The organism is Clostridium sp. UBA4395, assembly GCF_002390995.1.
GTDB lineage: Bacteria > Bacillota > Clostridia > Clostridiales > Clostridiaceae > Clostridium_J > Clostridium_J sulfidigenes.
Genome location: NZ_DGRF01000077.1, coordinates 166,296 through 179,433 on the forward strand (window position 1 = coordinate 166,296; position 13,138 = coordinate 179,433).

Below are 13,138 nucleotides of genomic sequence, written 5' to 3' on the forward strand. Positions count from 1 at the left end.
ATGAATATAAAATATGATGTATTCATTATAGGGACAGGTATTGCAGGCCTTTATACTGCTTGTAATTTAAAGGATAATCTTAGAGTTTTAATAATAACTAAAAATAAGCTAAGAGATTGCAACAGTTATTTAGCTCAAGGTGGCATTTCAACCCTAAGGGATATTGGAGACAAGGAAGCTTTTATAGAGGATACTTTAAAAGCTGGCAATTATAAAAATAAATTGGAGGCTGTTACTCAGATAGTTGAAAATTCTACTGATAATATTAATAGATTATTGAGTTTGGGAGTAGATTTTGATAAGGATATTGATGAATTAAACTATACTAGAGAAGGTGGTCATAGTAAGTTTAGAATAGTGCATTCTAAAGATGAAACAGGTAAGGAAGTAATTGAAAAACTAATAAATTATGTTTCTAGTAAAGAAAATATAACTATATTGGAAGACACTACATTACTAGATATAATTCAATATAAAAATAGATGTATAGGTGGAATTATAGAACACTCAAGTGAGATTATACCTATTAATGCTAAGGCTACAGTATTAGCTACTGGTGGCATTGGGGGGATTTTTAATTCTACAACAAATATAGAAACTATCACAGGTGATGGACTTAGCATTGCATTAAAGCATAATATTCTTATGAAGGATATATCCTATCTTCAACTTCATCCCACTGCATTATATGAAGAAGAAGTAAGGGGGCGAAAGTTATTACTATCAGAATCCCTTAGAGGAGAAGGGGGAGTAATAAGAAATGCATTGGGAGAGAAATTTGTAAATCCTTTACTACCTAGAGATATAGTTTCAAGAGAGATTTTAAAGGAAATATGCAAGACTCCACAAACACCCTATGTTTTTTTAGATATGACTAATAAATCTAAGGAGTTTTTAATACATAGATTCCCATATATTTATGAGCAATGTTTAAAACGTGGTTATAGGATGGAGAAGGATTTATTACCAATTGCTCCAGCTCATCATTATTGCATGGGAGGAATTCAGGTTGATTTGAATTCAAAAACATCTATGAAAGATTTATATGCTATAGGAGAAGTTAGTTGTACTGGGGTACATGGTAGCAATAGACTAGCTAGCAATTCTTTATTAGAGGGCTTAGTTTTCAGTAGAAAGGCAGCACAGCATATTAATTTACTTGTAGATGAAGGTGATGATAAACTAAGTGGAGAATTAGTTGAAAGAATTAATCTTAAGGCTATAAGTGATGTTAAAAATGCAAATGAAGAATATAAGTATAAGTTTATTAGTTATTTGAAGGGAAAGGTAAATGGTGAATATGTTAAACTTTTTAATTGTTGATGATATTATTAAGAGGGCTTTAAAAGAAGATAGTCCCTATGGGGATGTAACTGTATCAGCCATAGTTTCGCCCCTAGAAAGAGCTGAGGTTGATTTAATAGCTAAAGAGGATGGGATAATTTGTGGATTAGATATTTTTAAAAGGGTATTTGAAATCTTAGGAGAAGTTGAAGTGAATCTCTTTGTTAAAGATGGAGATCTAGTTAAGAATACTATGGTTATTGGTAAAGTAACAGGACACGCAGGCAATATATTAATAGGAGAAAGAATAGCCCTCAATTTACTTCAAAGAATGAGTGGTATTGCTACTTTAACTAACAAATATGTAAATAAGCTAGAGGGACTTAATACAAAAATACTAGATACTAGAAAAACTACACCTAATTTAAGAGCTCTTGAAAAGTATGCAGTTAAAATTGGAGGAGGAGTAAATCATAGATTTTCCTTATCCGATGGAATACTAATTAAAGATAATCATATTGGATATGCAGGTGGTATAAAGGAAGCCATTGAGCTTGCTAAAAAGAATTCTTCTTTTGTAAGAAAAATAGAAGTTGAAACTGAAACTAAAGATCAGGTTTTGGAGGCTCTAGAAGCAGGGGCCGATATAATTATGCTTGATAATATGAGTCCAGACTTAGCAAGGGATATGGTTAAACTAATTAATGGAAGAACATTAACAGAGTGCTCAGGAAACATCACCTTAGATACTGTTACAGACTACGGCAAAACAGGAGTAGATTATATTTCCTCTGGAGAATTAACGCATTCTGTAAAAGCCTTTGATATTTCATTAAAAAACTTTAGAAAAATATAAATATAAAATGATATAATTGTTTAAATATGATTGCTATACTAAATATATAGTAATCATATTTTTTTGTTTGGTTTATTTAATAAATATTAGTATGACAAAGGAAAGGACAACATATGAGGATTAATAAATTATTTAGTAATCTTGGAATTTGCTCAAGAAAAGATACTAATAGGCTTATAGAAGAAGGAAGAGTAAAAGTAAATGGAGAACTGTCTATTCCTGGGCAGTGGGTAGAACTAGAGGATGAAATTCTAATTGATGATAAGCCTATCATAGCTAAAAAGAAAATTTACATAGCTTTTAATAAGCCCATGGGAGTTACATGCACTGCAGCTAGTGATGTGGAAAATAACATCATTGATTTTATAAACTATGAAGAATATATATTTCCAGTAGGAAGATTAGATAAAGAATCTCATGGATTAATTCTCATCACTAATGATGGTGACCTAGCAAATAAAATATTAAATTCAGATAATTACCACGAAAAGGAATATGAAGTAAAAGCAGATAAACCTATAGATGATAATTTTCTTAGGAATATGTCTGCAGGAGTATATATACTAGGAGAAAAAACTAGACCTTGTAGCATCATAAAAGTAGATGAATGTACATTTAAAATTATATTAACTCAAGGACTAAATAGACAAATTAGGAGAATGAGTAAGGCATTAGGATATAATGTGGTAGATTTAAAAAGAATAAGAATTTGTTCTATAAATATAGAAGGAATAGAAGAAGGTATGTGGAGGTATCTTACTGAGGAAGAGGTTATAGACTTAATGAAATAGAGCATGATATATAACAAGTAGATAAATACTAGGATATTATATAGAATACCTAAATTAAATTAGCTAATAATAAGTATATAAATATGTATAATAAGGATGTTAGTGTCATGTATAATAAACTAGTAAAGAAATTCAATATAAATACATATTCCATGATAAAGCATGGCTCTGTAGCTGTAATAACTCTATTTGGAGTAGGTATATTATTTGGAATAAAGAATATAATGATTGCTTTTCCAATAGCCCTTACTTCAACAGTTATGGGAAGGCAAAATTTTCAGGTTAAGACCTTTAACAAAGCAATTAAAATAATCCTTATTGATTTAGTTATTGTTTTAACAGCATATTTTTCATCCATGAATATATTTTGGGGCATACCTATAAACTTTTTTGCTATTTTTCTTATAATGTATACTATCGTATCGCCCTATGATTTAACTTTTTACAAACCCTTTATAATGCTATATGTATTTACTCAATATGCACAGGTATCATTAGGAGAACTTCCTTTTAGGATTTTATCTGTAATATTTGGAGTTTTAATAGTAGTAGGGGCAAGTTATATAAATAGAGTAAATGAAAGATCCATTTTAGGAAAAAGCATGGAAGAGGCTTTTATTTTAATATATAATCAATTTATAAATATCTTAAAGGAAGAGTATGATCATACCATAGAAGATAAATGTTCTAAAATAATGAGAGATATTGCTTATAAAGTATATGTAACAAGGCATAGAAGATATTTGACCACTAATTTAGGAAAGGTTCAATTTCAAATATTTATTAATGTAGAATACTTTAATTTATATATAATTCAATTGTATAGAGGTATTAAAAATCTAAGTATTTCTAAGGAATATGTAGAAAAATTAAAAGAAATAGTAGAAGCAATAATAGAGTTATGTAAAGATAATATAGAATTTCAAACTATAAAAGAATCTACTGATAACTTTATAAAAGAGTGGAGTAAAGGTGAGGAATATCATTTAGAGATATCTATAATACTAGAAAATCTTCTTGGTAGTATTAAAGAATTGAACTCCATAGAAAAAACAGGTTCTAATAAGGTATATAAAGAGTGGGCTAGAGCTGACATAGATAAAACTAGAGTAACCTTTAAAGAATATTTCAGACCTAACACTATAAGGTTTAAATTTGCTATTAGAATGGCAATAACTCTTACTATAGCATTACTAATAGGAGGGTTTTTAGGATTTTATAAAATAATATGGGCAGCAATAACAATAATGTCTATTATGCAACCTTATTATGAAGATACCATTAAAAAGGCTAAAGACAGAGTTATAGGGAATATATTAGGAATTCTATTTACAGGTATACTTATTAATGTGGCAGGTTCTCAAATAATTACCTTGGGAATTTTAATTATATCTCTTTATCTTATCTACGCCTTTAAGGAATACTATAAAATATCACTATTTGCAGCTATGGCATCTATATGTATAGCCTCTTTAACAGAAAATATAAATGTATTGATTTTATATAGAATAGTATACGTGATTATAGGGGTAGCTGTAGTGGTCATAGTCAATAGAGTTGTTTTCCCATATAGACTAAAGGATGGAGTAGAACAACTTATAGATAAAATTGCTAGGTTGAATAAAAAGCTTATAGAAGATAGTATGGAATTTTTACAAAGTAATAAGCAGATTCATGAAATAAGGGATTTGATTATCCATTCTACGCTTTTATGTCAAAAACTATATATGAGAAATCTTCAATACAATGATGATAAGATTAATAAATTTATAGCTATTAATAATAAATATGTGATACAGGTAGGATATAAGGTATTAATAGTATATGGGAAAAATGAAAATGTTAAAAAGGAAAATATAGAATCTATATTGAATCTATATGAAGACTTTAATAATAATATACGGCATATGTAATGGTAATATAAAATATAGATTAAAGAAAAATATAAAGGAGTTAAGAAGATGAAAAGGATTGTATTAGCAGGAGGATGCTTTTGGGGTGTAGAAGAATTTTTTTCTAGAATTCACGGTGTAACAAATACAGAAGTAGGATATGCCAATGGTAGAACAACAAATCCTACCTACGAAGATGTGTGCTATGGGAATACATATTTTGCAGAAGTATGTGTGATAGATTATGATGAAAATATAATTTCCTTAGAGGAAATACTGAATAAATTTTGGGGAATAATAGACCCAACCGAACTGAATAGACAGGGAAATGATATAGGGAGTCAATATAGAACTGGAGTTTATTATGTTGATAAATTCGATGAAGAAATAATTCGAAAAAATATAGAAAAAATACAGAAAAATTATATAAAGAAAATAGTTACAGAAGTAAAAACTTTAGAAAATTATTATAGAGCAGAAGAATATCATCAAAAGTATTTAAAGAAAAATCCTAATGGATATTGCCATATAAAATTAGATTAATAATAGGTTCAATGCAGTATTTCTACACTGTATTGAACCTTTATGTTACTATTAAGTATATAAATTTAAAATCATAGCGTGTTATAAAGGAGAGTTAATCATGGGATGGATTGAAGATATAAAAAATTATACTCCACATAATGAGGAAGAGTCACAGGATAAAAATGTAGCTTTATTAAGTATAAGTAAATTTAATAATTTGTTAACTAGAGAAAATCCATTAATTCATGTAACCAGTTCAGGATATATTGTTAATAAAAATAGAACTAAAGTTTTAATGATTCACCATAATATTTATAAAACTTGGTGTTGGACAGGTGGACATGCTGATGGGGATGAAGATTTACTTCATGTAGCAATAAAGGAAGCAAAGGAAGAAACAGGAGTAGAAGATATAAGGGCCATTACTCCAGAGCTATTATCTCTAGATATAATAGAGGTTATTGGACATTTTAAAAGAGGTAAATACGTCTCAGCCCATCTTCATTTATCTCTTGCATATTTGCTAGAAGCTGATGAAGAGGAAAAAGTTAAAATTAAAGAAGATGAAAATAGTGGTGTTAAATGGCTTCCTATTGATGAAATTCACAAACATAGTAATGAGCCTAATATGATAAAATTATATGAAAAATTCAATGATAAAATAAAAAGTAGAGGATGGTAATGAAAAATGGATAATTAGTTATAAGTGCATTTAAGATAGTAATCCTTTTGTATATAATAAAACTAAGAGATTAAATAGGTGAAGAACATTGATTAATATATACATTATAAGCACTAAATTAGCAGTGATATTTGAAATGAAAAGCCCTTTTAAGGTTGCGCCTTTAAGCCTATAGTTCCAGTAAATGATAACTAATAATACTATAGATATTTTCAAAAAGAAACATAGAGGAAAGTTAGTCACAATGACTTTTGCAATAGCATTAGCCTCGTAAAATATACCACTGTACTTACCCACAAAGAGCCAAGTAAAAAGTAAATCACTAATATTTAAAAAAAGAATAAAAAGTAATTTTTTTCTTATAGGCTTTGAAGTTGTAACTTCTGATTTAGTTGTAAATTTAATAAAATTCATAAAATAACACCTCACAAAGAAATATATCCATATTATATTAAAATATGCCATTCCATTAAAAGTTTATGTAAGTTATAACTTATATCGTAGAATAAACAGTTCTATGCAATAATGTAAAGGTGTATCAACATAGTTTGTATATTTTATCACTGTAATTTTCAACAGAATCTTTTAAATATAGTGTTGACATATCCACTTTATAAAATATATAATAGTAAAAACATACAATGGTAAAAATAAATATAATTTAATTTGATGATAAGGAAGAGTAGTTTAATTTAGCTTTGATAAAGAGAGTTGGGGATGGTGGAATCCTAGCATGAAGGAATTAGATGAATGGACCTTTGAGAAATAAGGGGAAATTATTGGTGAGAGTACCTGATATCGTAGGCTACACGTTACAGTAGATAGAGTATGTAAGTACTTGAAATTAAGAGGCATATTGATAAATTTGTATTAGTGTATTTATCAATGGCAATTTAGGTGGCACCACGGAAGTATCTCCGTCCTATTTTTATAGGACGGAGTTTTTTTATCTTTTTATTGTTGTATGGAAGTATTTGAATTGTTTTAGGTGGTGGTATGTATGAAGTGAAAGTGCGAAGAATTAATAACAAAACTTAATATACTTAATAAAAATTATAGAAATAATTTTGGAGAGAAGGAGATTTTATCATGAAAGGATATTTTGGTAAGTATGGCGGAGCATTTGTTTCAAATGAGGTGAAAAAAGCTTTAAATGAGTTAGAAGAAGCTTTTGAAAAAGCTATTGAAGATAAGGACTTTATGAGGGAGTATAATTACTATTTAAAGGATTATAGTGGTAGAGAAACACCCTTATATTTTGCTGAGAACCTAACAAAGTTTTGTGGAGGCCCTAAGGTATATTTGAAAAGAGAAGATTTAAATCATACAGGAGCACATAAAATAAATAATGTATTAGGACAAATTCTATTGGCTAAAAGAATGGGAAAAAATAAAGTAATTGCAGAAACGGGAGCTGGTCAGCATGGAGTAGCTACAGCAACTTTAGCTGCAAAATTTGGAATGGAATGTGAAATTGTAATGGGGGAGGAAGATATAAAAAGACAAGAGCTCAATGTATTTAGAATGAAAATATTAGGAGCAAAAATTACTCCAGCAACTAGTGGTACTAAAACATTAAATGATGCAGTGAATGAAGCTTTAGAAAAATGGGTAAATAATATTTCAGATACTTTTTATGTCCTTGGTTCCGCTGTGGGACCTCATCCTTATCCAAAAATTGTTAAGGAATTTCAGAAAATAATTGGTGAAGAGGCTAGAAAACAAATTTTGGAAAAGGAAAATAAACTTCCCAATTATGTAGTTGCATGTGTTGGAGGAGGAAGTAATGCCATTGGAATTTTTACAGCTTTCCTAGAAGATAAAGATGTTAATCTTATTGGAGTAGAGGCAGCAGGCTTTGGAGTAGAAACAGAAATGCATGCTGCTACAATAACAAAAGGAAAAGAGGCTATCATTCACGGTATGAATACCCTTGTATTAAAGGATGATAGTGGAGATGTTAAGGAAGCTTATTCTATTTCCCCTGGGCTTGACTATCCAGGAGTTGGACCTGAACACGCATTTTTAAGTGAGATTGGTAGAGCAAACTATAAATATATTACAGATGATGAAGCTATAAAAGCTTTTATGCTTTTATCAAAGTTAGAGGGAATAATACCTGCAATTGAAAGTGCTCATGCCATTGCCTATACTATTAAACTAGCAAAAACCCTACAGAAAAATGAAGTCATAGTAGTAAATCTTTCAGGTCGAGGGGATAAGGATGTGTCTGCTATAAATAAACTTCTTAATTAGTATGATTTTAACTGTTATAAATTTAATCATCTAATTTAAATTGAAAATCCTTTATTTAAAGTATGAAAACTTTACCTAGTTTCCTATATAAATATTTATATAGGAAACTAGGTAAATATAAAACTATTTAAATAGTTGTTTTATTCATGCGGGTTTGAGGAGGCTTTGATTTTTAAAAACATTAATAAATTATATTAAGCCACCTCTCATTGAGCTATATTTTTTTGTGTAATAACCCTTATTATCTACAATTTTCTTTATGGCATATAAGAATTTATCAATTTCATCTATTGTATTGTAAATACCAAAACTAATTCTAACCATACCAGGCTGAATATCTTTAGATGCAAGAGTCATTTCTTCTATCATAGATTTAGGAATTTTTAAAAGCCTTTGTAGATATGGATGAGCACAGAAACATCCACTTCTTACAGCAATGCCAAATTCATAGGCTAGTATTTTAGCCACTATAGTATGGTGTATTCCTTCTATATTAAATGGAATAATACTAACTTTATTTTGAAAATCAGAATAATTACTATATATTTTTACTGAATGTATAGATTGAAGATGTTTTGTAGTATATACAGTTAAATATTTTTCATATTCATCTATATTAGACATTCCAATTTTTGAAAGCTCATTTATAGCAGCACCTAAAGTTATTGAACCAATAAGGTTTGGGGAACCAGCTTCTTCCTTATCAGGGGGAGCGGTCCATATTACTTTATCGTGAGATACAAATTTAATGGTTCCTCCGCCGGTGTGGTCAGGTTCATACTCATTAAAAAAATCTTTAGGTCCAATTAATACACCACAACCAAAGGGTGCATACATCTTATGTGCTGAAAAAGCAACAAAGTCAATAGGTCCTAAAGGGAGTTGAAGGCCTATAGAAAATTTACTATGAGGAATCAGTTGAGCTCCGTCCACTAAAATTTTAGCTCCATAACTATGAGCTAAATTTGCTATGGTATATATAGGATTTTTAATACCAGTAACATTTGAAGCTCCGGTTATTGCAACTAAAGAAATTCTTCCATTATATTGTTCTAGTTTAGACTTTAAATCATTCATATCTAAATAACCTTCATCATCTACTTCTATATATTTCACTTCAAAATTTTTTCTCCATGGTAGATCATTAGAATGATGCTCCATAGAAGTGGATAGAATAATTGACTCCTTATCTTGATTAGCTAATATACCAGCTAGCTTATTTATAGCTTCAGTACAGTTTTTCACATATATAACATCCATCATATCACTATAATCATTAATGAAAAATTTCACAATTTCCCTTGAAGTTTCATACATATAGGTGGATAACTGAGATTTATATCCATCTCCTCGATGTATTGAGGAGTAATAAGGAGAAAAATTTACCACTTCATCAATTACAGATTTTAATGGAGGCGTTGTAGCTGCATTATCGAAATTGATACCTATGCAATATGATTTATCTATCAATGGGACTTTAATATCTACTCCATAAACTAAGTCTCGATATGGATTATCCCTAAAGTTACTCATTTTTTACCTCCTTAATTAAATAGTTGTTATTATATAATATTAAAGATATATTTTATTGGTGCAGATATTAAAAGAATAGTTGACATAAATACTCTGATTTGATATTATTAAACCATAGTAAAGTACTCAACATTAAGGAATGATTTTTATGAAGTTATCAACAAAGGGAAGATACGGGGTTAAAGCTATGGTTGACCTAGCTATTAACTACGGAAAAAGCCCTATATCTATTAAGAGTATTTCAAGTAGACAAAATATTTCGGAATATTATCTTGAACAGTTATTTTCTGTGTTAAGAAAAGCAGAGCTAATAAAGAGTATAAGAGGAGCCAATGGAGGATACATTCTAGCCAAGGATCCAAAAGAAATTACAGTATACCAAGTATTAGAGGTGCTAGAAGGACCTATCGAAATTTCAACCTGCTTAGATAGTGATGGCTGCAATAATATTGATTGTTGCGCAACTAGAATAGTGTGGAAAAAAATTAAGGATAGCATTGATTCTGTAACAATGGCAATAACTTTACAGGATATTGTAGACGATTATTCTAACATATTGAAAATTAAAGGAGTGAACCTAAATGAATAAAACAGTTTATATGGATTATGCGGCAACAACATACACAAAACCAGAAGTATTAGAGGATATGATACCTTACTTTACGGAGTTTTATGGTAACCCATCATCTATATATTCGATTTCAAGGGAAACTAAAAAAGCTATAGATAAAGCAAGAAATAGAATAGCAAAAGCTATTAATGCGGATCCAGCAGAAATATATTTCACTGGTGGTGGATCAGAAGCGGATAACTGGGCAATTAAGGGGATAGCACTTGCCAACAAAAATAAAGGAAATCATATTATAACTACTAAAATAGAGCATCATGCTGTACTTCACACTTGTGAATATCTTGAAAAGCAAGGATTTGAAGTAACTTATTTGGATGTGGATGAAGAAGGGTCTATTAGATTAGAAGAACTAAAAAATGCTATAAAACCAAGTACTATATTAGTGACTATAATGACTGCCAACAATGAGATTGGAACTGTACAACCTATTAAAGAAATAGGCGCTATATGTAAAGAAAGAAAAGTTTTCTTCCATACAGATGCAGTTCAAGCTATAGGTCATATAGATATGGATGTTAAAAATATGGATATAGATGCACTATCCCTATCAGGACATAAAATTTATGGTCCTAAAGGTGTTGGAGTTTTATACCTAAGAAAAGGCATAAAAATTCACAACTTGGTTCATGGTGGAGCTCAAGAAAGAAACAGAAGAGCTGGAACAGAGAACGTAGCTGGAATAGTTGGATTAGGAAAGGCTATAGAGCTAGCTATGGAAAATTTAACTGAAGAAAAAGAAAGATTAACTTATTTAAGAGATAAGCTTATAAAGGGATTACTAGAGATCCCATATTCTAAACTTAATGGTTCTGTAGGAGATAGAAGACTGCCAGGAAACGTAAATATTAGTTTTGAATTTATAGAAGGAGAGTCAGTACTTTTAATGCTTGATGCTAAAGGAATATGTGCATCAAGTGGAAGTGCTTGCACATCTGGATCTTTAGATCCATCTCACGTATTATTGGCTATAGGACTTCCTCATGAAGTTGCCCATGGTTCATTAAGACTTACAATGGGTGCTAAAACAACTGAAGAAGAAGTAGATTATGTAATAGAAACTGTACCTGCAATAGTACAAAGGCTTAGAGATATGTCACCATTATATGACAGTTTCTTAAATGGAAAAATTAAAAGTTTTTTTAACAAGGAGGACAAATAATTATGATATATAGTGAAAAAGTAATGGATCATTTTACAAACCCAAGAAACGTTGGAGAAATAGAAAATGCTAGCGGAATTGGAGAAGTTGGGAATGCTAAATGTGGAGATATAATGAGGGTTTATTTAAAAGTTGAAGATGAGAAAATCGTAGATTGTAAATTTAAGACTTTTGGATGTGGATCTGCCATAGCATCTTCTAGTATGGCTACAGAGCTAATAAAAGGAAAAACTTTAGATGAAGCGTGGACACTTACAAATGTAGCTGTAGCAGAAGCTTTAGATGGACTTCCACCAGTTAAAATGCATTGCTCAGTTCTTGCAGAAGAAGCTATTCATAAAGCTATAAATGATTACAGAGAGAAACAAGGATTACAGCCTTGGGATTACGAAGAACATGATGATATACATGATCAAGTTCATGGAGAATAGGTGTGATACTTAGATGAAGAAAAAAGTTGTAATAGGGATGAGTGGAGGCGTTGACAGTTCTGTAGCAGCATATCTTTTAAAAGAACAAGGATATGATGTAACTGGAATAATGATGAAGTTATCTCCAGATAATCCTGAATATGCAGAAAATGAAGGTGGTTGTTGTTCTCTTTCAGCAGTTAATGATGCAAGACGAGTAGCAGATGTTTTAGATATACCCTTCTATGTTATGAATTTTAAAGCTCCTTTTAAAGAGCATGTAGTAGACAATTTTATAGAGGAGTATTTTAGTGGGAGAACCCCAAATCCTTGTATAGAATGTAATAGAAAAATTAAGTTTGAAGAATTTTTGAGAAAAGTTCAAGGGCTAGGCGCTGATTATATTGCTACTGGGCATTATGCTACTATAGATTTCAAAGATGGAAGATATAGATTAAAGCGTTCAGAAGATGATAGAAAAGATCAAACCTACGCGCTATATACTCTAACACAAGATCAATTGGCACATACTTTGATGCCTTGTGGAGCTTATTCTAAAACAGAAATCAGGGCTATCGCTGAAAAAATAGGTTTGGAAGTATTTAGAAAGAAAGATTCTCAAGAAATTTGCTTTATACCTGATAATAATCATGGTAATTATCTTTCTAGATTTAGTGGAAGAGAAGTTGTACCAGGAAATTTTGTAGATAGTACTGGAAAAATTTTAGGTAAGCATAAGGGCATAGTATATTATACTATAGGTCAGAGAAAAGGTCTTGGAATTGCTCTTGGAAAACCTGTATTTGTAACTAACATAATCCCAGAAAGAAATGAAGTAGTTTTAGGCGAAGAATCAGAAATTTTTAATACTACGCTTATTGCTAAAAACATAAATTTAATTCCTATGGATAAAATAGAAGGAGAGATTATGGTTGAGGCTAAGGTAAGATATTCAGCTAAACCAGCTCCTGCAAAACTAACTCAATTAGATGAAAATCATATTAAGTTAGACTTTGAAACTCCTCAACGGGCTATAACTAAGGGGCAATCTGTCGTTTGCTACCAAGGTGACCTTGTTGTTGGTGGAGGAATTATTGAAAGAGTTATAAAATAGTAAAT

At 30.2% G+C, this 13,138-nt stretch carries 13 protein-coding genes; 11 read left to right on the forward strand and 2 right to left on the reverse strand.

Annotated features, from left to right (window positions below; genetic code table 11):
- From B2694_RS14605 to B2694_RS14630, 6 genes are all read left to right on the forward strand, one after another.
- Positions 1-1,323, forward strand: a complete 1,323-nt coding sequence (locus B2694_RS14605) for an L-aspartate oxidase (protein WP_346886362.1) — start codon at positions 1-3, stop codon at positions 1,321-1,323.
- A complete protein-coding gene (gene nadC, locus B2694_RS14610) occupies positions 1,301-2,140 on the forward strand; it encodes a carboxylating nicotinate-nucleotide diphosphorylase (protein WP_346886412.1) in 840 nt (279 codons plus the stop codon). The genes B2694_RS14605 and nadC overlap by 23 nt, the downstream gene beginning before the upstream one ends.
- A gap of 113 nt (positions 2,141-2,253) precedes the next feature.
- A complete protein-coding gene (locus B2694_RS14615; protein ID WP_346886363.1) occupies positions 2,254-2,931 on the forward strand; it encodes a pseudouridine synthase in 678 nt (225 codons plus the stop codon).
- 107 nt (positions 2,932-3,038) lie between these two features.
- Positions 3,039-4,844: an FUSC family protein gene (locus tag B2694_RS14620; RefSeq protein WP_346886364.1), complete on the forward strand. Its 1,806-nt coding sequence runs from the start codon at positions 3,039-3,041 to the stop codon at positions 4,842-4,844.
- A gap of 48 nt (positions 4,845-4,892) precedes the next feature.
- Positions 4,893-5,366 (forward strand): peptide-methionine (S)-S-oxide reductase MsrA, encoded by a 474-nt coding sequence (msrA, locus tag B2694_RS14625; RefSeq protein ID WP_346886365.1) that lies wholly within the window; start codon positions 4,893-4,895, stop codon positions 5,364-5,366.
- Between the two features lie 100 nt (positions 5,367-5,466).
- Positions 5,467-6,030, forward strand: a complete 564-nt coding sequence (locus B2694_RS14630) for an NUDIX hydrolase (protein ID WP_346886366.1) — start codon at positions 5,467-5,469, stop codon at positions 6,028-6,030.
- A 30-nt stretch (positions 6,031-6,060) separates the two neighbouring features.
- Here B2694_RS14630 and B2694_RS14635 read toward each other — a convergent pair whose 3' ends face one another.
- Positions 6,061-6,444 carry a DUF5658 family protein gene (locus tag B2694_RS14635; protein ID WP_346886367.1) on the reverse strand — a complete coding sequence of 128 codons (384 nt, stop codon included), beginning with the start codon at positions 6,442-6,444 and terminating at the stop codon, positions 6,061-6,063.
- A gap of 675 nt (positions 6,445-7,119) precedes the next feature.
- Between B2694_RS14635 and trpB the strand changes: the two genes are divergently transcribed.
- A complete protein-coding gene (gene trpB / locus B2694_RS14640; protein WP_346886368.1) occupies positions 7,120-8,286 on the forward strand; it encodes a tryptophan synthase subunit beta in 1,167 nt (388 codons plus the stop codon).
- A gap of 189 nt (positions 8,287-8,475) precedes the next feature.
- Here trpB and B2694_RS14645 read toward each other — a convergent pair whose 3' ends face one another.
- The gene (locus B2694_RS14645; RefSeq protein WP_346886369.1) at positions 8,476-9,819 is read right to left on the reverse strand and encodes an aminotransferase class V-fold PLP-dependent enzyme; all 1,344 of its coding nucleotides are present in this window, start codon (positions 9,817-9,819) and stop codon (positions 8,476-8,478) included.
- Positions 9,820-9,967: 148 nt separating this feature from the next.
- Here B2694_RS14645 and B2694_RS14650 point away from each other — a divergent pair, with 148 nt between their 5' ends.
- Genes B2694_RS14650 through mnmA form a run of 4 tightly spaced genes read left to right on the forward strand, consistent with a single transcriptional unit; the run spans position 9,968 to position 13,133 of the window.
- Complete coding sequence (locus tag B2694_RS14650) at positions 9,968-10,408, forward strand: RrF2 family transcriptional regulator (RefSeq protein ID WP_035133236.1); 441 nt, start codon at positions 9,968-9,970, stop codon at positions 10,406-10,408.
- Positions 10,401-11,609 (forward strand): cysteine desulfurase NifS, encoded by a 1,209-nt coding sequence (gene nifS / locus B2694_RS14655; protein WP_346848302.1) that lies wholly within the window; start codon positions 10,401-10,403, stop codon positions 11,607-11,609. The genes B2694_RS14650 and nifS overlap by 8 nt, the downstream gene beginning before the upstream one ends.
- 2 nt (positions 11,610-11,611) lie before the next feature.
- A complete protein-coding gene (nifU, locus tag B2694_RS14660; protein ID WP_035133240.1) occupies positions 11,612-12,040 on the forward strand; it encodes a Fe-S cluster assembly scaffold protein NifU in 429 nt (142 codons plus the stop codon).
- Positions 12,041-12,053: 13 nt separating this feature from the next.
- Positions 12,054-13,133, forward strand: coding sequence for a tRNA 2-thiouridine(34) synthase MnmA (mnmA, locus tag B2694_RS14665; RefSeq protein WP_346848303.1), 1,080 nt, complete (start codon positions 12,054-12,056; stop codon positions 13,131-13,133).
- Positions 13,134-13,138 lie beyond the last annotated feature (5 nt).

Coding starts and splice junctions, on each gene's coding strand:
- B2694_RS14650 (WP_035133236.1), top strand. CDS start 9,968: ATGAAGTTATCAACAAAGGGAAGATACGGGGTTAAAGCTATGGTTGAC.
- nifS (WP_346848302.1), top strand. CDS start 10,401: ATGAATAAAACAGTTTATATGGATTATGCGGCAACAACATACACAAAA.
- msrA (WP_346886365.1), top strand. CDS start 4,893: ATGAAAAGGATTGTATTAGCAGGAGGATGCTTTTGGGGTGTAGAAGAA.
- nadC (WP_346886412.1), top strand. CDS start 1,301: ATGTTAAACTTTTTAATTGTTGATGATATTATTAAGAGGGCTTTAAAA.
- trpB (WP_346886368.1), top strand. CDS start 7,120: ATGAAAGGATATTTTGGTAAGTATGGCGGAGCATTTGTTTCAAATGAG.
- B2694_RS14615 (WP_346886363.1), top strand. CDS start 2,254: ATGAGGATTAATAAATTATTTAGTAATCTTGGAATTTGCTCAAGAAAA.
- B2694_RS14645 (WP_346886369.1), bottom strand. CDS start 9,819: ATGAGTAACTTTAGGGATAATCCATATCGAGACTTAGTTTATGGAGTA.
- B2694_RS14630 (WP_346886366.1), top strand. CDS start 5,467: ATGGGATGGATTGAAGATATAAAAAATTATACTCCACATAATGAGGAA.
- B2694_RS14620 (WP_346886364.1), top strand. CDS start 3,039: ATGTATAATAAACTAGTAAAGAAATTCAATATAAATACATATTCCATG.
- B2694_RS14635 (WP_346886367.1), bottom strand. CDS start 6,444: ATGAATTTTATTAAATTTACAACTAAATCAGAAGTTACAACTTCAAAG.
- nifU (WP_035133240.1), top strand. CDS start 11,612: ATGATATATAGTGAAAAAGTAATGGATCATTTTACAAACCCAAGAAAC.
- B2694_RS14605 (WP_346886362.1), top strand. CDS start 1: ATGAATATAAAATATGATGTATTCATTATAGGGACAGGTATTGCAGGC.
- mnmA (WP_346848303.1), top strand. CDS start 12,054: ATGAAGAAAAAAGTTGTAATAGGGATGAGTGGAGGCGTTGACAGTTCT.